This window comes from Streptomyces drozdowiczii, from assembly GCF_026167665.1.
Lineage (GTDB): Bacteria > Actinomycetota > Actinomycetes > Streptomycetales > Streptomycetaceae > Streptomyces > Streptomyces drozdowiczii_A.
Map to the genome: position 1 here is coordinate 7,032,282 of NZ_CP098740.1, position 23,465 is coordinate 7,055,746.

Below are 23,465 nucleotides of genomic sequence, written 5' to 3' on the forward strand. Positions count from 1 at the left end.
CCGGCGGAGTGACGGCACCGCGAGCGCCGTGGTCGCATCGGCGGCCTCGAAGGTCTCCTGGAGGCCGATCGTCAGGACCGGGTGGGCACTCGACTCGATGAACGTGGTGAAACCGTCCGCGAGCAGGGCCCTGGTCGTCTTCTCGAACTCGACCGTCTGACGCAGGTTTTGGTACCAGTACCCCGCGTCCAGGATCGCGTCCTCGACCACCTCGTTCGTGACGGTCGAGTAGAAGGGAATCTCGGGCTGGCGCGGCGTGACCGGTGCCAGAAGCCGCGCCAGCTCGTCCCGGATCGACTCCACATGCGGGGAGTGCGAGGCGTAGTCCACCGCGATACGACGCGAACGCACCCCGTCCGCGTCGAGCACCGCGACCAGCTCGTCCAGAGCGCTGTCCGTGCCCGACACGACCGTGGACGACGGGCCGTTGACCGTCGCCACACCCAGATCGTCCGCCCACCGCGTCAGATACGGGCGGACCGCATCGGCGGGCAGCGCAACCGAGAGCATCCCGCCCCGACCGGCCAGAGCGATGATGGCCCGGCTCCGCAACGCCACCACGAGAGCGCCGTCCTCCAAGGACAGCGCACCCGACACCACGGCCGCCGCGATCTCGCCCTGCGAATGGCCGACCACCGCGTCCGGGACGACCCCGTAGGAACGCCATGCTTCGGCGAGGGAGACCATGACCGCCCACAACGCGGGCTGGATCACGTCCACCCGCTCCAGCAGGCCCTCCGGATCGCCCTGGAGCAGCACCGGCAGCAGATCCCAGTCCGTGTAGGCGGACAGGGCACGCGCGCAGTCCTCCAGGCGGGCCCGGAACGCCGGCGACGCCTCGAACAGGCCCGCCGCCATACCGATCCACTGCGAGCCCTGGCCCGGGAACACGAACACGGTCTTACCGCCCGTGACCGCCTCCCCCGATGCACCGGCGTCCGCGCGCAGGGCGTCCAGCAGTTCCTGACGGGTGCTGCCGACCACGACCCTGCGCTGCCCGAACACCGTGCGGTGCGCGGCCAGAGCGGTCGCAACGGCACTCGGCGCGAGCGCGGAGGCACTCTCCACGAACTCCGTCAGCCGGGCCACCTGATCACGCACGGCCTCCTCAGTCCGACCGGACACCATCCACGGCACCACACCACCGGCGGAGACCTCCGGAAGCGACGCCTCCGGGGCCTGCTCCAGGATCATGTGCGCGTTCGTGCCCGAGATACCGAACGACGACACGGCCGCACGGCGCGGACGATCCAGCTCAGGCCACGGCCGCTGCTCGGTCAGCAGCTCCACCGCACCCTGGGACCAGTCCACATGGGACGTCGGATCAGTGACATTCAACGTCCGGGGAAGAACCCCCTCACGCATCGCCATGACCATCTTGATCACACCACCCACGCCTGCGGCGGCCATGGTGTGCCCAATGTTGGACTTCAACGAGCCCAGCCACAGGGGGTGTTCGGGGGTGCGCTCCTGCCCGTACGTCGCGAGCAGGGCCTGCGCCTCGATGGGGTCACCGAGCTTGGTCCCCGTACCGTGCGCCTCCACCACATCGACATCCGTACCCGCCAGCCCGGCGTTGGCCAGCGCCTGGCGGATCACCCGCTGCTGCGAGGGGCCATTCGGCGCGCTGAGCCCGTTGCTCGCGCCGTCCTGGTTGACCGCCGAACCCCGGATCACCGCAAGGACCGGGTGACCGTTGGCCTGGGCATCGGACAGCCGCTCCAGCAGCAGGATGCCCGCGCCCTCGCCCCACGCCGTCCCGTCCGCACTCGCCGAGAACGCCTTGCACCGGCCGTCCTGCGACAAACCCTGCTGCCGCGAGAACTCCACGAACATCCCCGGCGACGACATCACCGTCGCACCACCGGCCAGGGCGAGCGAGCACTCGCCCCGTTGGAGCGCCTGCGCCGCCAGATGAAGGGCCACCAGGGAGGAGGAACAGGCCGTGTCCACGGTCAGCGCCGGGCCTTCCAGGCCCAGGGTGTAGGAGATACGGCCCGAAGCGACACTCGCCGTGTTACCGGTGAGGAGATACCCCTCCGTCCCCGGCATCGGCTCCGCCAGACGCGGACCGTACTCCCCCGTCATCGCACCGACAAAGACACCCGTCCGGCTGCCCTTGAGCGACTGCGGAACAATCCCCGACCGCTCCAGCGCCTCCCACGACGTCTCCAACAGCAAACGCTGCTGCGGATCCATCGCCAACGCCTCACGCGGTGAGATCCCGAAGAACTCCGCGTCGAACCCGTCCGCCCCCTGCAAGAAGCCGCCGTACCGCGCATACGACTTCCCCGGCACACCCCGCTCGGCGTCGTACAGACCCTCGGCATCCCAGCCACGATCCTCCGGCCAACCACCAATGGCATCCCCGCCCTCGGCGACCAGGCTCCACAGCCCCTCCGGCGAGACCACCCCACCCGGATACCGGCACGCCATACCCACAATCGCCAGCGGCTCATCGGACACGTCCTCGACTCCGGCAAGGACCGCGTCCACGGCGTCGGGGTCGGGCGCGCCCACCAGGTCGCGCACGATGTGGCGGGCGAGAACGGCGGGGGTCGGGTAGTCGTAGACGAGCGAGGACGGCAGAGCGATACCGAGGTCGGCGGCCAGGCGGCTGCGCAGCTCGACGGAGGTGAGTGAGTTGTAGCCCAGGTCCTTGAAGGGCAGCTCGGAGTCGATCGCATCGGCGCTGTCGTATTCGAGGATCTCGGCGGTGTGGCGGCAGATCAGACCCGCGATCAGCTTCTGGCGCAGGAGATCCCCCTGCTTGCCGGTGAGCTTGCGCACCCGGCTCGCCCACTCCCCCAGTACGCCTTCCGGCTCCTGCTCCGGTTCCGGTTCCTGCGCGGCCACGGCGACGGGGCCGGCAGGGGCATCGGGGACGTCGATCCAGTAGCGCTTGCGCTGGAAGGCGTAGGTGGGGAGCTTGACCCGGTTCACACCGGGAAGGAAAGCGGCCCAGTCGACGTCGGTCCCGCTGGAGTAGGCGGCTGCCAGGGCCCGCAGCAGGGCGCGGGGCTCTTCGCTGCGGGCGTTGAGTGTGGATGCGGCGGTGGGGGTGTCCAGGGTGCTTTGGACCAGGGACGTCAGGACGGGGTCGGGGCCGAGTTCGAGGTAGGTGGTGATGCCCTGGGCGTCCAGGGTGCGGATGCCGTCGTGGAAGCGGACCGCCGCGCGGATCTGGCGGGCCCAGTACGCGGGGTTGGTCAGCTCGTCCGCGACCTGACCGGTCACGTTCGATATGACCGTGATCCGGGGCTCGTTGAACGTGAGGGAGCTGATCTCCTGCTCGAACTCCGTCAGGGCGGTGTCCATGTGCGCGGAGTGGAACGCGTGCGAGACCGTGAGCCGCTTGACCTTGACGCCACGCCCACGGAACAGGTCCTCAAGCATCCCGACCGCGTCCGCGTCACCGGAGACGACCACGGCTGCGGGACCGTTCACCGCCGCGAGGGACACACCCTCAACCAGCTCGGGCAGAACATCGGCTTCCGGGGCGGCGATCGCGAGCATCGCCCCACCCGCACGGGCGGCCTGCATCAGCCTGCCTCGTACCGCGACCAGAGCGCACGCGTCCTCCAGCGAGAACACCCCCGCCGCCCATGCGGCGGTCACCTCACCGATCGAGTGACCGATCAGCGCATCGGGACGCACCCCGAACGACGACACCAGCGTGAACAGGGCGGATTCCAGCGCGAACAGCGCGGCTTGCGTGAACCGGGTCTGATCCAGCACCGGATCACCCCCGAACACCACATCCTTCAGCGACCGGCCCAGGTGTCCGTCCAGGTGCGCGCACGCCTCATCGAAGGCTTGGGCGAAGACGGGGAATGCCTCATAGAGTTCCCGGCCCATCCCCGCCCGCTGGCACCCCTGCCCGGTGAACAAGAATGCCGTCCCCGCAGCGCCTACGGCGCCCGCAGTACGAACCTTCTCCAGGCCAGCGATTAGCTCTTCGCGGTCCGCGCCCACCACCACCGCACGGTGTTCAAAAACCGTGCGCGAGGAGACCAGCGAATAACCCACGTCCAGCAAAGACGCGTCAGAAGTACGTACGAACTCGGCAAGCTTCCCCGCCTGCGCGCGCAACGCCTCCGCGCTCCGCCCCGACACCAACCACGGAACCAGCCCCGGCTCCACACCCTGCACCACAGGAGCCCGCTCGGGTGCCGGCCGCAGAATCAGGTGGCAGTTCGTCCCACCCATCCCGAACGACGACACACCCGCAACACGAGACCCCTCCCAGACGCCCGCCTCCGTCTGCACCCGCAGATTCAGCCCGTCCAGATCAATCGCGGGATTCGCGGACTCGAAGTTCAGACTCGCCGGCACCACCCCATACCGCACCGACAACGCGGCCTTGATCAGACCGACAATGCCCGCCGCGCCCTCCAAATGCCCGACGTTCGTCTTTGCGGAGCCCACCACCAACGGCTCGACCCGCCCCGGCGCATTCCCCAGCACCATGCCTAGAGCCGCGGCCTCGACCGGATCGCCCAGCGCCGTTCCGGTCCCGTGCAATTCCACGTAACCGACCTCGCCGGGCGCCACCCCCGCCCGCTCACACGCCAGCCGCAGCACCCCGGCCTGACCCTCCACACGCGGAGCCGTCAGACCATCACCGCCACCATCATTGTTGACCGCACCCCCCGCGATCACACACACCACATCATCACCATCAGCGACCGCATCCTCCAGCCGCTTCAGAACAACAAGACCCCCACCCTCACCCCGCACATAACCATTCGCCCGACCATCGAAAACAAACGCACGCCCATCCGGCGACAACCCACCGAACTTCGACACCGCCACCGAAGACTCCGGCGCCAGCATCAAATTCACCCCACCCGCCAACGCCAACGACACCTCACCACGACGCAACGCCTCACACGCCTGATGAACCGCCACCAACGCCGACGACTGACCCGAATCCACCACCAACGACGGACCCGTCAAACCCAACAGAAACGACACCCGATTCGCGATCACACTCCGCGCAAGACCCGTCGACGTGAAAGCACCAATCCCCTCCACACCACCCCGCCGCGCCAAAACCGCATAATCGTCCGCCATCGCCCCCACGAACACACCCGCGGCAGACCCCCGCACCGAACCCGCCACCACACCGGCGTCCTCGAACGCCTCCCACGCCAACTCCAACACCAACCGCTGCTGCGGATCCATCGCCACAGCCTCACGCGGCGAAATACCAAAAAACCGCGCGTCAAAACCATCAACCCGACTCAAAAACCCCGCACGCCGAGCCACCGACTTCCCCACCACCGACGGATCGGGATCATAAAAACCCTCCCCGTCCCAACGGTCCGAAGGCACCTCGCCCACCGCATCAAAACCCCGGACCAGCCCCTCCCAGAACTCCCCAGGACCGCCCTCGGCACCCGGAAAACGGCACGACATACCGACAACAGCGATAGGGCCGACAGGGCCGTTTTTCGGCATGCCAAAGTCCGGATTCATGATGCCTGTCTCCACTTCGTCACCAGGTCGCACCGCAGGGGTCCAAGCCGATCGTCACAACGCCGGCTAAAGCCCGTCTTGCGTGCTCACTGGACTCCGACGTGCTCGAGAATGTCGAGCTGCAAGTCGATCGGCAGGTCCTGCCGACGGGAAATGTTGAGCTTGCGGTAGATCCGCGTGAGGTGCTGCTCGACCGTGCTCGTCGTGACGAACAGCTTGGCCCCTATCTCCCGGTTCGTGTACCCGGCGGAAGCCAGAGCGGCGACGCGCCGTTCGGACTGGCTGAGGAGGTCGATGTCGGGATCGGCGGCCGTCGGGGCGCAGCGTCGCACCTCGGCGCCGGCGTCTCCGCGCGGCCGGTCCGGCAGGATCTCCTCGCAGAGCGGTGTCGCGTCGCACTCGTCGGCCAGTCTCCAGGCACGCCTGATGACGGAGCCCGCGCGCGGCCCCTCGCCCAGGGTCTGGAGGCTGCGGCCGAAGTCGGCCACGGCCTTGGCGAGTTCCAGGCGGTCGCCGCAGCCGCGCAGGTCGGCGATGGCCCGGGTGAGGAGGGCGGGCCGGCCGTGGGTCTCCTCGGTCGCGGCGTGCAGGCGCAGCGCCATGCCGCGGGTTCGCGGGCCGATCCCCGGTACGGCGAGCTGCGCCGTGGTCAGCACGCGTGCCTCGCCGGGGCGGCGCAGCCGCAGCAGGGCGTCCGCCGCGTCGATGCGCCAGGGCAGACCGCCGCAGTGGTCCAGGCCCCAGCGTTCGGCCAGGCGGCCCACGTCGAGGAATTCGCTCAGGGCGGCCTGGGCGCGGTGCGTGGCCAGGTAGTACCTGCCCCGTGCCCGCAGGTACGGCAGGGCGTGCACGGTGCCGGGCAGTTGGTCGGGAAGCTGGTCGGGCAGGGGCAGCGGAAGGTGCCGGGCGGCGTCGTCGTAGCGGCCCATGGCGGTGAGCGCGGTGACGAGGACCGCGACGGGGCGGTACATGAACGTTCCGCCGCGTCCCGCGACCGCCGCCACGGCAGCGCTCGCCGCGCGCTCGGCACCGGCGAGGTCACCGAGGTGGACGAGTGCCTCGCCGCGCAGCGAGGCGAACATGGCCTGCCAGCCGCGGGCCCGGCGGTGCTCGGCGTCGGCGTGCAGTTCCCCGCACCGGGCGGCGGCCCGGCGCGGGTGGCCGGTGTGCAGCAGGATCCGTACGGCCTGGACCAGCGGTTCGAAGGTGTCGTGGGCCAGCGGGGTTCCTTCGAGCAGCCGTTCGGCGGTGGACGCTCCCCGGGGGTCGCCGGGGTGGGTCCAGAGCGCGGCGCAGAGGAGGGTTTCGTCGCTCTCGGAGGCGGGTGGGACCGCGAAGAGGTCGCGCAGGGCGCCGGCGCCGGAGGGCGCGAGCCGCAGTACCTCCGCCGCCTCCGCCGCCCGCCCCTGGGAGACGAGCAGCCGGGCCAGCGAGCCCGTGGGGGCGCCGGGGCGTCCGGCACGCAGTGCGGCGAGCGGAGCGTCGAGGTGCTGTTCGGCGGCGGCGGGGGTGAGGCGCCAGGTGAGAGCGGCGAGCTGGAGGCCGATCCGCCACCGGGTCGGTTCGTCGTCGGTGCCGGCGTGGGCGAGTTGCAGGCAGGCGGCGGCGCGTTCGGCCTCGTCGGCGGCAAGGGCCTGCTGTCCGGCCTCGCAGAGCGTACGCACGGCCCAGTCGCCGGGAGCGCTGCCGTGGACGCGCAGGTACGAGGCGACGGTCTCGGCTTCGGCCCGGTCGGCGTACAGGACCTCGGCGGTACGGCCGTACAGGCGGGTGCGCTCGGCCGCTCCGAGGGTGTCCAGTGCGGCGGCGGCGATGTCGGGATGGCGCAGTTCGGGCCCGTCGGTGAGTCCGGTCTCCTCCAGCGCGGCGAGGGCCCGGGCGGCGTCCGCGGGCGCTGCCCCGGCGATGGCGGCGGCGCGCTGGAGGGTGGCGTGGGTCCCGAGGACGGCCAGGGCGCGGGCGAGGTCGCGGGCGGGGCGCCCGCAGCGCTGGAGGCAGGCCCGCACCGCGTCGGCGAACGGCCCCGCCGGTTCGGGGCGGGCGGTGTCGTACTCGGACAGCAGGGCCTTGAGCAGCAGCGGATTGCCTCCGGTGCGCGCGTACAGGCGGTCGGCCGTTTCGCCGCGCGCGGCGCCCCGGAGGCGGTCGCGCAGGAGGGCGGCGGTGGCGGCGCGGTCGAGCCGGCCGAGCCGGATGCGGTCGAAGCCCGGGTGGCGCAGCAGTTCGGTGACGGCGTCGCGGGCGTCCGCGCCCGGGCCGCCGAGCGGGCCGGTGAGCACGAGGAGCAGGCCGGTGCCGCGCGGGGCCCGGGTCGCCCCGGTCAGGCAGGCGAGGGAGGCCGTGTCGGCGTACTGAAGGTCGTCGAGGCAGATGACGAGCGGTGCGGGGCCGTCCAGCCCTCGGACGGCCGCGGTGAAGGCGGTGGCCGTGAAGGGGGCGGAGTCGGCCACGGGAGTGGGCAGTGCCTCGGCCCACTCGTCCAGCGCGCGGTGGCCGGTGGCGGGCCCTTCGGGGGTGGCGGCGGCCCACAGGACGGTCGCGCCGCGTTCGCGGGCGGTGTCGGCGACGGTCCTGAGCGTTTCGGACTTCCCGCAGCCGGCGGCTCCTTCGATGAGCACGATGGCGGTGGCACCGGCCTCCGCCGCGGCGAGGGCGGTGTTCAGCCGGGCGAGTTCGGTGTCCCGGGACAAGAGCGTCATCAGCCATTTCCCCCGTTGCGCGGCGTCACTTGTCCGCCCAGCGTAGGGACCGGCCGAGGGGCTGACCCGTGCTCCGCAGTGGCCAGTTATTGCCTGGCCACAACTCCGCGCGCGCCGGTCAGCCGACGGCGGTGCCGAGCCGCTTCTGGCCCAGGGCCGCCAGGTCGTCGGCGATGGCGCGGGTCACCGCGTCCTGCTGGGGAGTGAGGTAGAAGTGGCCGCCGGGGAAGCTGCGGAAGGTGAAGTCTCCGGAGGTGTGCTCCCGCCACTCCATCGCCTCGTGCAGGCTCACCCGGGGGTCGGACTCCCCCGTGAGCACGCTGAGCGGGCAGCTCAGTGCCGTGTCCCGGCCGGGGTCGGGGCGGTAGCGGTACGTCTCGATGGCCTTGAAGTCGGCGCGGATGGCGGGCAGCACCATGCGGACGATCTCCTCGTCGGCGAGCACTCCCGGGTCGGTACCGGCCAGTTGCTGGATCTCCGCGATGAGGGCGTCGTCGCCCTTGGTGTGCACGCTGTCGGGGCGCGGCAGGTGGGGGGCGCGGCGGCCGGAGACGATCAGGCCGAGCGGCGGTCGGTTCTCCGCCTCCATGCGGCGGGCGAGTTCGAAGCCCAGGACGGCGCCCATGCTGTGTCCGAAGAGGACCAGCGGGCGGTCGGCCCAGGGCCGCAGCGCCTGGTGGATGGCGGCGACAAGGTCCTCGGTGACGGTGATCGGGGGCTCGTGGCGGCGGTCCTGGCGGCCCGGGTACTGGATGGCCAGGACGTCGGCATGGGCGGCCAGGGCCTGGGAGAAGGAGAAGAAGGCGGAGGCCGTGCCCCCGCGTGCGGGAGGCAGACGAGGCGGTACGGCTGCTCGGGGCCGGGTTGAAGCGGCGGACCCACAGCTCCGTGTCGGTGTCGGTGGTGGTCATTCCCGTTCCTGCTCCCTGCTCGTTGCCCGGTACTCGTCGAGTGCGCGGAGGGCAAGGTAGCGGTGGGTGGTTAAGCCGTACTTGTGCGGGTGAACGGGTCTCCGCGGGAGCCTGCCGCGAAGGGCTGCGGACCGGATCGGATCGGGTACGTACGCGCCGAGGCGTCGGCGTGGGCGAGTGCGCGCAGGGTGCTGAACATCGCCTCGCCCATCACCGCGCCCACGGCCGCCCGCTCCGCCGGTTCCGCGCGTCCGGCCGGCCGTCCGAGGTGGCCGAGTTCGGCGCGGGCGACCTGCTCGGCGGCCGCCGCGTAGTCGTCCAGGAGTACGGCGAGGTCTCCGTGGCCCGCGGCGCGCAGGGCGACGAGCACACCGGCCAGTGCCTCGCCCGCCGGTCCGTCCGGCTCCGCCCGCCAGCCCAGGCGGCGCAGCAGCCGGGCCACCTCGGCGCGGGCCTCGTCCAGCTCCGGGCCGGGTGCGGCCTCCCGGGGCGGGGTCAGGCGGTCCGTGGCGGTGCGGAGCACGTCGGCCGGCGAGCGGTCCGGGTCGTCCACGGCGCGTAGCACGTCCCCGATGGCCGCCAGGGACAGCCTGCCGACGTCGAGCAGGGCCCGGACCAGGCGCAGCCGGTGCTCGTGGGTGCTGTCGTAACTGGCCCGGGTGGGGCTGGTGAGCCGGCCCGCGGGCAGCAGGCCCTGGCGGATGTAGAACTTGATCGTCGCCACGGGCACTCCGGACCTGCGGCACAGCTCGCCCATGCGCACCGGCGGATGTCCTTCCTGACGTGGACGGCAGTGCGAAGGCGGGCCGGTACGGGGGTGCCGGCCCGCCTTCCGGTGGCCGTCGTCGCGGGGGGACGTCGGCGGCCACGGCTCGGAGGGGTACGCCTACTGGCGCTTGAGGTGGACCGGGAGGGTGTCGACGCCGTTGAGGAGGAAGGTGCCGGCGGGCCTGACCTGGTCGGCGGGGACGGCGAGGGAGAGGTCGGGGAAGCGTTCGAAGAGGGCCGGCAGGGCGACGAGGGCCTCGATCCGGGCCAGCGGGGCGCCCAGGCAGTGGTGGACGCCGTAGCCGAAGGAGAGGTGGCGCTTGTCGGCGCGGGTGATGTCGAAGCGGTCGGCGTCGTCCCCGTGCCGGGTGGCGTCCCGGCCGGAGGCGGCGAAGCCGGTCAGGACGGGGTCGCCCTTGGGAATGGTGACGCCCGCTATGTCGATGTCCTCGGTGGCGAACCGGAACGGGAGCTGGGCGATCGGGGACTCCACGCGCAGGGTCTCCTCGATGACCTCCGCCCACGGCACCTCGCCGGCGAGGACGAGTGCGAGCTGGTCGGGGTGGGTGAGCAGGGCGACCACGGCCTTGCTGATCAGGTTGGTGGTGGTCTCCGAGCCGGCGCCGAGCATGAGGTGCAGGGTGCCGGCCAGCTCCGAGTCGTTGAGCCGGGAGCCGTCCTCCTGCTGGGCCTCGATGAGCTTGCTCAGCAGGTCGTCGTCGGGCTCGCGGCGCTTGAACGCGACCAGGTCGTACATGGCCTGGTGCCACTGCTCGACGTTGGCGACGGCCTCCTCGTGGGAGATCGTGGTCTCGGTGTTGACCTCGCCGCCGCGCATGACGTCCCGGCGGCGGTCCTCCGGGACGCCGAAGAGTTCGCAGATCACCCGGGTCGGCAGCGGGTAGGCGAAGCGGTCCTTGAGGTCCACGACCTCGTCGGGGCCGCTCGTAGCCAGGTCGTCCAGGAGTTCGGCGGTGATCCGCTCGACGCGGGGCCGCATCTCCTCGGAGCGGCGCAGCGTGAACGCCTTGGCGGTGAGCTGGCGGAGCCGGGCGTGGTCGGCGCCGTCCGCCGTCGTCATGTTGTCCATCATCACCCAGCCGATCAGCGGGAAGTCCTCGCCGATCTCGCCGTTGATGAAGGCGGGCCAGTGCTTGTGGGCGTCCTTGGCGAACCGCTCGTCGTTCAGCACCTCCTTCAGCGCGTCGTGACCGACGACCGACCAGGCGCGTACCCCGCCGGGCAGCTCGACCTGGGCGATGGGGCCGCTCCGGCGCAGGCGCGCGCCTTCCGCGTGCACGTCCCGACCTGTCGGGTCGAGAACGATCGACTCCGGTTCCACGCAGACCACTCCTTGTTCCGTCACATGCGAAGCGTTGGCGGCGGCAGGCCGGAAGCGCGGCGGATGCTGGTTCCGCGCCGGATTCCTGACGGCTCTCGCCGGTGCGCAGACGCTAACGAGCGGGCGGCGAGCGGCACCACTTCCAGCGTGCGCACTCGTGCGGACCGGGACGGCGGCGGTGGTCGGGCGGTCGGGCGACCACTTCCGGATTGCTCTCTTCCGGCTGTTCGCTGCCGTAGCGTGCGCAACTTCCCTACTCTGGCTTTCATTTGACCCACCGGTGAACCCAAAATGCCCGGTTCTGCAAAGGAGTTCAGGGATGCGCCCCTTCCGTGTCGCGATTCCCCAGGAGGCGCTGGACGATCTCCACGACCGCCTCTCCCGTACGAGATGGCCCAGTGAGCTGCCCGGTACGGGGCACTCGCGGGGCTGCCGGTCGGGCAGGTGCGCGCGCTCGCCGACTACTGGCGGGACGGCTTCGACTGGCGGGCCGCCGAGGCGCGGATCAACGCGTTCCCCCAGTTCGTGGACGAGATCGACGGTGCGCGGGTGCACTTCATCCATGTGCGCTCGCCCGAGCCGGACGCGACACCGCTGCTCATGACGCACGGCTGGCCGGGGTCGATCGCCGAGTTCCTGGACGTGATCGGGCCGCTGAGCGATCCCCGCGCGCACGGCGGGGACCCCGGGCAGGCGTTCCACCTGGTGATCCCGACCCCGCCCGGCTTCGGGTTCTCGGGTCCGGCGCCGGAGGCCGGCTGGACCGTGGGGCGGATCGCCGGTGCCTGGGCCACCCTGATGGAGCGGCTGGGGTACGAGCGGTACGCGCTGCACGGCACCGACCTGGGGGTGTGGATCTCGCTGACGCTGGCCGGGACGCACCCGGAGCGGGTGATCGGGGCGCACGTCAACTTCCTGCTGACGCCGCCGTCCGGCGAACCCGGCGAGATCGAGGCCCTGAACGCCTCGGACCGGGAGCGGGTCGCGGCGCTCGGGGCGATGGAGCAGGGCAGCGGCTACATGCGCATCCAGAGCACCCGGCCGCAGACGCTGGGGTACGGGCTCACCGATTCGCCGGCCGGACAGCTGGCCTGGGTGGCGGAGAAGTTCCACGAGTGGACGGACTCCTCGGTGCCGGGCGGCTCGGTCGACCGGGACCGGCTCCTGACCAATGTCTCCCTCTACTGGTTCACGGCCACCGGCGGCTCGTCGGCCCAGCTGTATTACGAGATGGCCGACCAGCTGCCCGGCTCGTCCAAGCCGCAGGAGGTGCCGCCGCCGCTCCCCGTACCGCTGGCGGTGACCGTGCATCCGTACGACAGCGCGCTGCCCGTACGCAGTCTGGCGGCGCCCCGCTTCCCGGAGATCGTGCAGTGGAGCGAGTTCGACCGGGGCGGGCACTTTCCCGCGATGGAGGTCCCCGAGCTCTTCGTGGCGGACGTGCGCTCGTTCATCGAGGCGGCACGGGCCCGCGACATCGCACGGCAGTCCGAGGTTCCCACCCTGGCGGAGGCGTCATGAGCGAGCAGTTGCAGTGCAGCGTCGTCATTCCCACGTACAACCGGAAGGCGCACCTGGCGCACACCCTGGACTCACTGGTCCGGCAGACCCTGCCGCGCGAGCGGTTCGAGGTCCTGGTCGTGGACGACGGTTCCAGTGACGGCACGGAGGAGCTGGTCGGCGGTTACGCGGACCGGCTGGACGTGCGGTACTTCTTCCAGCCGGACGACGGCTGGCAGGTGGCCAGGGCCCGCAATGTCGGCATCGCGGCGGCCCGCGCCGACGTCACCGTCATGATCGACTCGGGTGTGGTGCTGCACAGCGGGGCGTTGGCCGCCCATCTGACGGCCCACCGGAAGGCGCCCGGTCCGGTCGCGCTCGTCGGCTACCTCTACGGCTTCACCGTCGACAACGCGGACGCCGAGGCGCTGGAGCGGGAGATCGACACGGACGACCCGGACGCCACCATGGCCGCCTTCGCGGGGAGCGGCACCCGGTTCGACATCCGGGAGTACTTCTACGAGAAGTACACCGACGACTTCAACGGCCTGCCCGCCCCGTGGGTGGTCTTCTGGACCGGCCACGTCTCGGCCCCGACCGCGGCGATCCGGGCGGCGGGCGGCTTCGACGAGAACTTCCGGTCCTGGGGCGGCGAGGACCTCGACCTGGGCTACCGGCTGCACCGGGACGGTGTGCGGTTCGAGCTGTGCCGGGACGCCTCGGCCATCCACCTGCCGCACTACAAGGACTTCGAGGAGAACGAGGACGCGGCCGCGCCCAACTACCAGTACATGGCGCGGAAGTACGGCACGCCCATCACCGGGCTGCTGACCGAGCTGCGTACGGTGACACCGTTCGACTTCAACGACGTCATCGTCGAGCGCAAGCTGCCGGCCTGCGCGGACCACCTCGCACAGCACGGGGTCGCCGGATGAAGTGGCTCCTGCCGGACGGTGTGGCCCGGCTGCTCGCAGCCCGCCGGGACATCGCCCGCCTGCTGCCCCGGGCCGGGGCGGCCCTGGTCGCCGCGAGCGCGGTGGTCAACGTCCTCCTCGGCCTCCTGCCGGTGCTGTTCGTGGTGGCCGGCGCCCTGGTGCTCGGCCGGGTCCCGGCGGCGGTGGAGGGCGGGACCGGCTCCCCCGCCTTCGACGCGCTGATCCGGGCCTTCGTGCTGGCCGCCGCCTCATTCGTGGGGCAGCAGATCCTCGCGCCCGCGCAGCAGGCGCTCGGCGAGTCGGTGGCCCGCCGCATCGACGGCCGGGTGCTGGACGAGCTGATGGACGCGGCGATGTCGCAGCCCGGGATCGCCGCGCTGGAGGACGCCCGGGTTGTCGAGGACCTGCGCGCCGCCGCCCGTGAGCTGGAGTCCGGGGTGCAGAGCCCGGGCCAGGCCGGGGCCGGGCTGCTCGCGCTGGGCGCACGGCAGATCCAGCTCCTCGGGTATGTCGCGGTCGTCGGCTTCGCCTTCTCCTGGCTCGCGGCCGCCGGGCTGCTGACCGCCGTGCTGCTCTTCCGGCACGGCCACGTCGGCGGGCTCCGGAAGTACGCCGGGGCCCGGTTCGACCTGGGCTCGCAGGAGATGGGGAACGACTATCTGCGCAACCTCGCCACCTCGGCCGAGGCGGCGAAGGAGATCCGCGTCTTCGGTCTCATGCGGTGGCTCCAGGACCGGCTGCACTCCTCGTACACCGCCTGGCTGGAGCCGTTGTGGAAGATCCGCCGGGCGATCTACCTGGGGCCGTTCCTCTGGTACACGCTGTGGATGGTGCTGGTGAGCGGCGCCGCCCTCGCGGCCATCGGCACCGGCGCGGCCGACGGGAACGCGGGGCAGACCCTGACCGTGTTCGCGATGGTCCTCCAGGCCGCCCTGGGAGCGCTGCGGCTCGCCGAGTTCTACCCGGAGAGCGATCTGCAGACCGCCATCGGCATGCACGCGTACGAGGCGGTGCGCCGGTTCACCGACCATCTGGACGCCACCCCCGCGGACGCCGCCGGGGAGATGCGCGGTGACGAGGTGCCGGAGCCGGCCGGGGTCATCCACTTCGACCACGTCACCTTCCGCTACCCCGGCGAGGACCGCGCGGTCTTCGAGGACCTGGACCTGGAGATCCCCGTCGGCAGCTGCACGGCCCTGGTCGGGCTGAACGGCGCCGGCAAGACGACCCTGGTCAAGCTGCTCACCCGGCTCTACGAACCCAGCGCCGGCGTCATCCGCCTCGACGGGGTGGACATCGCCTCCTACCCGCTGGAGGCATGGCGCGCCAAGACCGCGGTGATCTTCCAGGACTTCGCCCGGTACGAGGTCTCGGCCGCCGACAACGTGGCCTTCGGCGCCGTCCACCGCGCCGACGACACCGAGGGCGTCCGCCGGGCGATCGAGGCCGTGGGCCTCACCGGCGCCCTCGACGCGCTCCCCCGGGGCACGGCGACGCCGCTGGCCCGCCATCTGGAGGGCGGGGCGGAGCTGTCGGGCGGCCAGTGGCAGCGGCTCGCCCTGGCGCGGGCCCTGTTCGCCCTGGAACACGGCTCGTCCGTGCTGGTCATGGACGAGCCGACGGCCAGCCTCGACGTCCGCGCGGAGGCCGGGTTCTTCGAGGAGTTCACCTCGCTCACCCGGGGCGCCACCACGATGCTGATCTCGCACCGCTTCTCCACCGTGCGGCGCGCGGACGTCATCGTCGTGCTCGACGGCGGCCGGGTCATCGAGCGGGGCAGCCATGAGCAGCTGCTCGAACGGGACGGCCGGTACGCGGAGTTGTTCCGGCTCCAGGCCGACCGCTTCACCGATGACGACGACGGAGCCGGCCACGGCGTGCCGGCGGAGGTGCTGTCATGAAGGAAACCCTCGACGGCTCGTGGGGCCTGTTCCGCATGGCGTGGCGCATCCACCCCCGCAAGACGCTCCTCGCCCTCGCCCTGATGGTGGCGGGCGCGGTCTCGGCCCCGCTGCTCGCGGTGTTCCTGGGGCTCATGACCGACGCGGTGGTCGCGGGCCGGGGCACGGCGGCCGCCCTGCACGGCGTGGCGACCGCGGTGCTCGCCGCGCTCACCCTCACCGGGGCGCACTTCGCGCACATCGCCTACTTCGAGCTGTCGGAGCTGGCCGAGCTGGACATGGTCCAGCAACTGGCGGAGCTGTCCAACGGCTCCGAGGGGATCGAGCACCACGACCGGGCCGAGTTCGCCGACGAGCTGTCCGTGCTGGACCGCGAGGTGCGGCAGTTCAGCAATGCCCTGTCCGCGCTGTTCAGCAGCGTCGGCCTGGCCCTGGCCATGGTCCTCACCGCGGTCCTGCTGGCCCGGCTCCACCCGGTGCTGCTCCTGCTGCCGCTCGCCGCCGCTCCCCCGCTGCTGGCCGGGCGGGCCGCCGAACGCCGACTCGACGGCTCCCGGACGGCCGCCGCCGAACCGACCCGGCTGGCCCTCAACCTCTTCCGGCTCTCCACCTCCGCCCGGCACGCCGGGGAGCTGCGCGTCTTCCGGCTGCGCCAGGAGATGCGGCGCCGGCACGCCGGGCTGCGCGCGGACGCGGACCGGGTCCTGTGGCGCGGGCAGGCCGGGGCCGCCGCGCTGCGGGCCGGCGGCCAGGTCGTCTTCGCCCTGGCCTACGTGGGCACCGTGCTGCTCGTGCTGCGGGACGCGGTGTCCGGCCGGCACGGCATCGGGGAGGTCACCGTCGTCATCGCGCTGGCCGTCCAGGTGAACCAGCAGGTCACGGAGGCGGTCAATCTGACGGGCACCCTTCAGCGGATGGGCAGCACCCTGCGCAGGGTGGCGGCGGTGCGCACCATGGTGGCGGAGCCGGACGGCCCCGCCGACGAGGGCGGCCTCAGCCCCGCGGACCGGATGCGCGAGGGCATCGAGCTGGACGGGGTCGGCTTCGGCTACCCGGGTGCGGAGGCGCCGGTGCTCACGGACCTGCGGGTGCGCATCCCGGCCGGCACCACGGTCGCCGTGGTCGGCGAGAACGGGGCCGGGAAGTCCACGCTGGTCAAGCTGTTGTGCGGGCTGTACCGCCCGACGAGCGGCCGGGTCCTGGTGGACGGCGTCGACCTGCGCCGGCTGTCGGCCGAGGAGTGGCGGGCCCGTATCTCCGTCGGCCTCCAGGACTTCGTACGGTACGAGTTCCGGGCCGGGACCACCGTCGGGCTGGGCGACCTGCCCCGGGTGGACGACGACCGCGCGGTGCTCGACGCCCTGGAGTCGGCGCACGCCGGTGACGTGGTCGAGCGGCTGCCGGAGGGGCTGGACAGCCAGCTGGGCAAGAGCTGGACGGAGGGCGCCGAACTCTCGGGCGGGCAGTGGCAGAAGCTGGCGCTCGGCCGGGCCATGATGCGGCGGGCCCCGGTCCTGCTGGTCCTGGACGAGCCGTCGTCCGCGCTCGACGCGGAGACCGAGCACCAGCTCTTCGAGCGGTTCTCGGAGCAGGCCCGGCAGGTGCGCGAGGCGGCCGGCGCGATCACGGTCCTGGTCTCGCACCGGTTCTCCACCGCGCGCATGGCCGACCTCATCCTCGTCGTACGGGACGGGCACATCGCGGAGTCCGGCAGCCATCAGGAGCTGATGGCGGGCGGCGGGCTCTACGCCGAACTCTTCGGCCTCCAGGCGGCGAGCTACCGGTGACGGGCGGAGCGGCACATTCCACCGGTTTCGCCGGGCCCGCGCGACTTTGGAATGTGCCCCTCCTGCCGGATGTCCGCCGGACGCTACGGTCGGCGGACCCGGATGGTGCCGCACGGAATACGGAGTAAGAAATGATCAAGGGACTCGACCGGCTTGAGGTCATCACCCTCTTCGTCGAGGACGTCGTCGAGGCGAAGCGGTTCTACACGGACGTCTTCGGCCTCGAAGTGGTCTTCGAGAATGAGGACTCCGCGGTGGTCAAGCTCAACAACACGATGATCAACCTGCTGGTGACCGGCAACGCCCCGACGCTGGTCGAGCCGCGCCCGGTCGCCGCCCCCGAGGCGGGCGCGCGGCTGCTGCTCACCATCGAGGTCGAGGACGCCGAGGCGGTGTGCGCGGAACTCGTGGAGCACGGGGTGACCCTGCTCAACGGTCCGATCGACCGCCCCTGGGGGCGCCGTACCGCCGCCTTCGCCGACCCGTCCGGCAACGTCTGGGAGATCGCCCAGGTCCTGCCGGACGCGTAACCGGAACGGCACACGAGCGGGGCGCGGCCACCGGGTGGCCGCGCCCCGCTCCGTCGTGTCCGGCGCGTCGTGTCCGGTCAGTCCCACAGCACGGTGGTGCGGTACAGCAGGCGCGGGCTGACGAGGCGGTCGCAGGGCGTACGGGTGTGCATGGTGGCCTCGTTGTCCCACATCACCACGTCGCCCTCGCGCCACTGGTGGCGGTACACATAGCGGTCGGCCGTCGCGTGGTCGTGCAGCTCGCGCAGCAGCGCGTCGCTCTCGGCCCGGCCGAGGCCGACGATCCCGCTGATGATCATGCTGCCGAGGAGCAGCGACCGGCGGCCGGTCGCGGGGTGCTCCCGGACGAGGGGGTGCGCCATGTCGGGCATCCGCTCGCGTTCCTCGGCGGTGAGCGGCGCCTTGTGCGGGTTGGTCAGCCGCTCGGTCTCCACCAGGTGGTGCATCGAGTGCACGCCCTGGAGCCCGGCGATCCGCTGCTTGACGGCCTCCGGGAGTTCGTCGTACGCGGCGGTGGAGTCGGCGAACAGCGTGTCGCCGCCGGTCTCCGACGCGACGACGGAGTACAGCAGCGACGCCCTGCTGGTGCGCGCCTTCCAGCTGTAGTCGGTGTGCCACTCGATCTGCTCGTCGCCGTCGTACAGGCCGATCGGCTGCCCGTCCTTGAAGATGTTGCTGATGGTCAGCACTTCGGGGTGGTCGGGGACCACGTACTTCGAGACGGGGTAGACGTCCAGCGGCCCGAACCTGCGGCTGACCCGGACGTGCTGTTCGTGGCTGAGCCGCTGACCGGGGATCACCAGCACCCGGTGCTCGGCGAGATCGCGGGTCAGCGCGCCGACGGTCTCCTCGGTCAGCGGTTCGCTCAGGTCGAGTCCGTGGACCGTGGCGGCGAAGGTCTGGCCGGCCCGTTCGAGCCGGTAGGGCGCTGCGGTGGTGGTGAGCATGGCGGCTCCTCACTGTGGTGGGTGGTGTGGGTGGTCCCGCGCGCCTCAGCTCACGACGGCGTACGCCCGTACGGGGAAGCTGCCGAGGCCCGCGACGGGCGCCGGCACCGCGTGGAAGCGGAATCCGTCCTCGGGCAGCAGCTCCAGGCCGCGCAGGTGCTCGATGACGCAGACCCCCGCCGCGAGGAGTCCGGTGTGGGCGGGGCGCGTCATGTCCGCCATGTCGTCGATGTTCACCGAGTCGATGCCCACCGCGGCCGGCTTCAGCGCGACGAGCCGTTCCACCGCGCTCGCGCTGAGGAAGGGGTGTCCGGCGTCCGCGTACCGGGGGGTGCGCCAGTGGCGGTCCCAGCCGGTGCGGATCAGGACCGCGCGGCCGGTGACCTCGACGCCGTCGAAGAGCTCGGGGCCGACGGACCGGCCGTCGATGCCCGTGGCGTCGATGACGACGCCCTCCACGTCCGCCAGCCGGGACAGGTCGAGCGCGGACAGGTCGGGGCCGTCCGGGTAGCGGTGGAAGGGGGTGTCCAGGTAGGTCCCGGTGTTGGCGACCATGGTGATGGAACCGATGTGGAACTCGGTGCCGGCCGGGTACCTGCCGCGCGACTCCTCGCGGGAGAGGTGGTCGCTCAACTCCGGCCCGGGAAGGCCCGGGTAGGTGTCCATGCCGTGCTCGATGGTGTGGGAGAGATCGATGATCCTGGTCCGGACGGGGTGCCCCACGGTGGTTCCTCTCGGTCGGTGTTCCACGCTTCAGCCGGGGTGGCCGGGGCCGCGCAGCGGCAGCAGCCCCTCGTACTCCGGTTTCTTCTTCCACTCCGGTTCGGGCGGCAGGTGGCCGGGGCGGGGGCAGTGCGCCGAGTGGGCGCCCGTGGCCCGGTCGTGCAGATATCGCGGGCAGTTCTCGAAGACCTGGTCCACCGTGATCCGCAGGACGGCCTCCGCCCCCTCGTGCGCGGCGACCGCCTCCGGGTCGGTGAGCAGCCGGGCCCGCCCGCCGACGCGGAGCTTCCCGGGGACGTCGGCGGGCAGGAAGAGCAGGGCGACGTGCGCGGCGGCCACGGCGTTGCCGAGCGTGCGGTACATGCCGTTCCCGTCGTAGCTGGGGAGTTCCAGCGTGCGCGCGTCGAGCACCCGGACGAAGCCGGGCAGTCCGCCCTTGTACGAGCAGTCCGGCCGCCCGTCGGGGCCGACGGTCGCCACGAACACCTCGTCGGCGGCGGCGATCCACTCCTGGTGCTCGGGCTCCAGGCGGTCGAGGACGTACTTCTCGGCGAGGTGGCCGGCCAGGCCGGTCGTGCCGAACCGGTGCTGAAGTCCTCGGCTGTGCTCGTGGTAGAAGGCGTCGGGCTTCATGGGGCCGCTCCCTGCGGTCGGGGTCGGCAGGTCAGCGGCGCAGGTCCTTCATCTGCTGCCAGATGCGCCGGTAGTAGGCGTTCGCGACGCGCTCCCGGGTGAGCACGCCCATGCACACCTCGCGGAGCGCGGCGGGCGAGGAGTGGACGAGCGGCAGCAGGACGTGGTCCAGCCAGTCGGCGCCGTGGCCCTCGTCGACGTGGACGTGGATGCTCTGGTACGTGATGACGTCGGCGGGCACACCGAGGCGGGTGCAGGCGTCGACCATCGCCTGGAAGCGCGGCGGCGCGCTGTGCTCCATCAGGCCGAGGGCGCCCAGGGCGCGCGGGACCAGGCCGCGGTGGAGCGCGTACATGAGGGTGAGGCAGGCGTTCTCGAAGACCTCCGTGCCGTTGATCTCGGAGGTGTCGATGTCGCGCTCGGCCAGGCGGTCGCGCATGTAGACGGCGGAGTGCTCGAAGAGCACGGTGTGCATCCGTTCGAGCGCGCCCTCGCCCATCTCGTCCCAGTAGTTCTCGGCCATGACCAGCTTGCTGGCGCCGGCGGAGCCGAGCTGGACCAGGGCGACCAGGTCGTCGAAGCGGCTGTCGACCAGCTCCTCGGCGAGGAAGAAGAGCGCCACCTCGTCGAGCGTGGCCTCGTTCTCGATGTACCGGCAGAAGTCGGGCTGCACATGGGCGGCGCTGACCGCCTCGAACCAGTCGCGGAACTCGTCGGCGGACCGGGGCAGCCGGGCGGTGTCGACCTGCTCGTCCTCCCAGCGCAGCCACTCGCTCTCGATGCGGCCGATCTGCTGCGAGGCGTTGAGCCGGGGGATCTGCTCGAAGGTCTCGGGGCCGCCCAGGTAGGCCGCGTAGTGGCGGTGCAGACGGGTCATCAGTTGGAGGCGTGCGGCCAGGTCCGGCGCGGACGCGTCCTGCGGGAAGGCAGCGGAGATCGCGCTGCCGTGGGGACGGGGGCGTTCCAGAACGCTGCCCGGGAGTGCTCCAGCCACTGCTTACCTCCTGGCCGTGACGGCCTGTGCGAGTTGTTCCGGGTGGGGGGCGGGCCCGCCGCCGAGAGGGGCGGCGGGCCGTTGGTCGCTCAGGCCGCCGCCATCGGGCAGCCCGCCGCCTCGGCGGCGGAGACGGCCGGGGTGGCGGCCGTCGCGGCGATCTCCTCGGCGATGCCGGCGACGATGGCCTGGGCCTCGTCGGCGGTGGGCGCGGCGGCGATGACCGCGATCATCGGCTCGTCCCAGTGGATGCCGCGCACGCTGGTCGGGTAGGCGCGGACGCCCTGGTCCCAGAGGCGCTGGAAGACGGGGCGGATGTGCTCCTGGTAGCTGAGCCCGGGCGGCACGGTCATCATGAAGTGGGCGGAGAGGGTGAGGTCGCGCTCGGCGTTCCAGAGCCGGAGCAGGCCGCCGGCGTGCAGGGAGCCGCTGCGGCGGGCGTTGATCTCCGTCACGTACAGGGTGCCGTCCGCGCCGGCGACGCAGTCGGCGCACATCCAGCCCCGGTAGCCGAGCGCGTGGGCGGCGGAGCCCACGCCGTGCGCGACCTTGGTGACCTCGGCGCCCCAGTTCTGCGGGAGCGCGCCGTCGCCGACGTCCACGCTGCGGAACTGGTAGCCGTTCTCGACGGTGAGGGCGCACAGGACGACGTCCTCGACGCCGTCCTCGCCGACCAGGATGTCGACGGCCGGGCAGCCGACGCCGGGGGCGTGCTCCACGAACTGCTGCACCAGGATGGGGAAGGCGAAGAAGGAGTCCCGCGCGGCGTTGTCGAGGAAGCTCTCGACGGTCCCGGCCGAGACGACGCCGGAGCCGTCGCCCGCGACGCCGTACGCGGTACGGGCGATGACCCGGTCGTACCGGGTGAGCAGCCGGGTGAGGGCGCCGCGCAGCTCGACCCAGTTGCTGACGACGACGCCGGGGGCGACGTGGATGTCGGGCAGTTCGCGGGCCAGATCGAGAACACTGACCTTCGAGTCGAGGTAGAGACTCGCCCAGTAGTCGGAGGTGTCGACGGAGTCGAGCTCGACGTCGAGACCCCAGCCGCGGATGATGGCGGCCAGCTGGTACGTCTCCGGGGTCGGGCCGACCATCTGCATCTTGACCAGGTCGTTGCCCTCCAGACGGGCGCGCAGGGCGCGCTGCGCGGCGCCGTCGGCGAGCAGGTCCTCGACCAGCAGGCCCGTGGTCACGGCCGGGGAGATGTACGGGGGTGCCTCGACGCCCAGCGCGTTGTGCACGTCCGCGAACCACTGCTCGTCCACTCCGGCGGGGAGCAGGAGGACGCGCGGGGCGGAGGTCCAGAACACGGAGTGCTCGCACTCGTACGTACCGCTGAACCGCACCACGCGGGCGCGTTCGTCGCCGGTGAGGTTGAGGTCCGGGTCGCGCAGGAAGTACTCGGCGGCGTTCGGGATGATGAGTTCTACGGTCTTGGTCACTGCGGGGTCTCCCCTGTCGCGTAGGGCATGGGTGTGAGGGCCCGCACCGTGGGCTCGCTGAGGAACGGCGGGCGGGGCTTCGAGACGTCCTGCGGTCCGTTGTCGCTGCTGTTGTAGACGAAGATCACCATCGCCCGGCGGAACGGTGAGCTGTTCGGCGCGGAGGTGTGGAGGATGTTCGGGCTGAAGAAGAGCACGGAGCCGGCCGGGCCCTTGGGGCTGACCATGCCGCGCTCGCGCACCAGGGCCCCGACGGTGTCGTGGCCGACCTGGAACTTCTCCTCGGCGGTGAGCGTGGCCACCCAGGACGGGGCGTCCTCGTAGCCGGCCGGCATGCCCGAGGACTCGGTGCCGGCGAGCACGCCCCGGCGGTGCGAGCCGGGGACGAAGGTGAGGGGTCCGTTGAACTCGGTGACCTCGTCCAGGAAGATCGCCACGTTGACCAGGTCGGGCCGCTGGATGCCGTCGTTCTGCAGCCAGTAGATGTAGTCCTGGTGCCATTCCCACTGGTCCCCGGAGAACGGCGCCTTGAAGTTGATCTTCGACTGGTGGACGTAGGCGGAGTGGCCCACGATCTGCTCGACCGCGCCCAGCAGCTCGGGCGCCCGGGTGACCTCGGCGATCTCCGGGTAGGTCTGGTGCAGTCCGTAGACGGAGCGGACGGTGGTGTTGTCCCGCTCCATGACGCGGCGCGGGCCGTCGTCGGCGTGGAGCCGGGGCAGCAGCGTGTCGACCACCCCCGGCACATCGGTGTTCAGATAGCCCGGGGGCAGCATCAGGTACCCGTCGCGCCGGTACCGGTCCAGCAGTTCGGTCCCCAGTGGGCCGGCCGTCAGGGTGCGAGCTACATCAGGCATGGGTGCTGAACCTCC

At 71.7% G+C, this 23,465-nt stretch carries 14 protein-coding genes and 2 pseudogenes; 5 read left to right on the forward strand and 11 right to left on the reverse strand.

Annotated elements, in window-relative coordinates; all coding sequences use genetic code 11:
• From NEH16_RS31735 to NEH16_RS31755, 5 genes and pseudogenes are all read right to left on the reverse strand, one after another.
• Positions 1-5,481, reverse strand: a pseudogene (locus NEH16_RS31735) (type I polyketide synthase); the annotation flags it as partial.
• Positions 5,482-5,567: 86 nt separating this feature from the next.
• On the reverse strand, positions 5,568-8,180 hold the full coding sequence (locus tag NEH16_RS31740; protein ID WP_265546570.1) for a helix-turn-helix transcriptional regulator: 2,613 nt from the start codon (positions 8,178-8,180) through the stop codon (positions 5,568-5,570).
• A 118-nt stretch (positions 8,181-8,298) separates the two neighbouring features.
• Positions 8,299-9,015 (reverse strand): thioesterase II family protein, encoded by a 717-nt coding sequence (locus NEH16_RS31745; RefSeq protein ID WP_343299537.1) that lies wholly within the window; start codon positions 9,013-9,015, stop codon positions 8,299-8,301.
• A gap of 146 nt (positions 9,016-9,161) precedes the next feature.
• The gene (locus NEH16_RS31750) at positions 9,162-9,848 is read right to left on the reverse strand and encodes a MerR family transcriptional regulator (RefSeq protein ID WP_265547467.1); all 687 of its coding nucleotides are present in this window, start codon (positions 9,846-9,848) and stop codon (positions 9,162-9,164) included.
• Between the two features lie 129 nt (positions 9,849-9,977).
• Positions 9,978-11,225: a cytochrome P450 family protein gene (locus NEH16_RS31755; protein ID WP_242442290.1), complete on the reverse strand. Its 1,248-nt coding sequence runs from the start codon at positions 11,223-11,225 to the stop codon at positions 9,978-9,980.
• A gap of 295 nt (positions 11,226-11,520) precedes the next feature.
• On the opposite strand from NEH16_RS31755, the pseudogene NEH16_RS31760 reads away from it, so the two are divergent.
• The 5 genes and pseudogenes from NEH16_RS31760 to NEH16_RS31780 all read left to right on the forward strand — a co-directional run bounded on the left by NEH16_RS31760 (position 11,521) and on the right by NEH16_RS31780 (position 17,854).
• Positions 11,521-12,722, forward strand: a pseudogene (locus NEH16_RS31760) (epoxide hydrolase family protein).
• Positions 12,719-13,636 (forward strand): glycosyltransferase family 2 protein, encoded by a 918-nt coding sequence (locus tag NEH16_RS31765; RefSeq protein ID WP_265546572.1) that lies wholly within the window; start codon positions 12,719-12,721, stop codon positions 13,634-13,636. Before NEH16_RS31760 ends, NEH16_RS31765 begins: the two are co-directional and overlap by 4 nt.
• On the forward strand, positions 13,633-15,537 hold the full coding sequence (locus NEH16_RS31770; protein ID WP_265546574.1) for an ABC transporter ATP-binding protein: 1,905 nt from the start codon (positions 13,633-13,635) through the stop codon (positions 15,535-15,537). Before NEH16_RS31765 ends, NEH16_RS31770 begins: the two co-directional genes overlap by 4 nt.
• Positions 15,534-17,324, forward strand: coding sequence for an ABC transporter ATP-binding protein (locus NEH16_RS31775; protein ID WP_073969449.1), 1,791 nt, complete (start codon positions 15,534-15,536; stop codon positions 17,322-17,324). Before NEH16_RS31770 ends, NEH16_RS31775 begins: the two co-directional genes overlap by 4 nt.
• 131 nt (positions 17,325-17,455) lie before the next feature.
• Positions 17,456-17,854, forward strand: coding sequence for a VOC family protein (locus NEH16_RS31780; protein ID WP_073969450.1), 399 nt, complete (start codon positions 17,456-17,458; stop codon positions 17,852-17,854).
• A 77-nt stretch (positions 17,855-17,931) separates the two neighbouring features.
• Here the strand turns inward: NEH16_RS31780 and NEH16_RS31785 are convergent, their stop codons facing one another.
• The 6 genes from NEH16_RS31785 to NEH16_RS31810 all read right to left on the reverse strand — a co-directional run bounded on the left by NEH16_RS31785 (position 17,932) and on the right by NEH16_RS31810 (position 23,450).
• Positions 17,932-18,801, reverse strand: coding sequence for a TauD/TfdA dioxygenase family protein (locus NEH16_RS31785; RefSeq protein ID WP_265546577.1), 870 nt, complete (start codon positions 18,799-18,801; stop codon positions 17,932-17,934).
• Positions 18,802-18,846: 45 nt separating this feature from the next.
• The gene (locus tag NEH16_RS31790) at positions 18,847-19,524 is read right to left on the reverse strand and encodes a cyclase family protein (RefSeq protein WP_265546579.1); all 678 of its coding nucleotides are present in this window, start codon (positions 19,522-19,524) and stop codon (positions 18,847-18,849) included.
• A gap of 30 nt (positions 19,525-19,554) precedes the next feature.
• Positions 19,555-20,157, reverse strand: coding sequence for a pyridoxamine 5'-phosphate oxidase family protein (locus NEH16_RS31795; RefSeq protein WP_265546581.1), 603 nt, complete (start codon positions 20,155-20,157; stop codon positions 19,555-19,557).
• 31 nt (positions 20,158-20,188) lie between these two features.
• A complete protein-coding gene (locus NEH16_RS31800; protein ID WP_242442292.1) occupies positions 20,189-21,151 on the reverse strand; it encodes an iron-containing redox enzyme family protein in 963 nt (320 codons plus the stop codon).
• Between the two features lie 89 nt (positions 21,152-21,240).
• Entirely contained in the window at positions 21,241-22,593 is a 1,353-nt protein-coding gene (locus tag NEH16_RS31805) for a hypothetical protein (protein WP_265546582.1), read from the reverse strand.
• Positions 22,590-23,450: a phytanoyl-CoA dioxygenase family protein gene (locus tag NEH16_RS31810; protein ID WP_073969454.1), complete on the reverse strand. Its 861-nt coding sequence runs from the start codon at positions 23,448-23,450 to the stop codon at positions 22,590-22,592. Before NEH16_RS31810 ends, NEH16_RS31805 begins: the two co-directional genes overlap by 4 nt.
• Between the last annotated feature and the right edge of the window lie 15 nt (positions 23,451-23,465).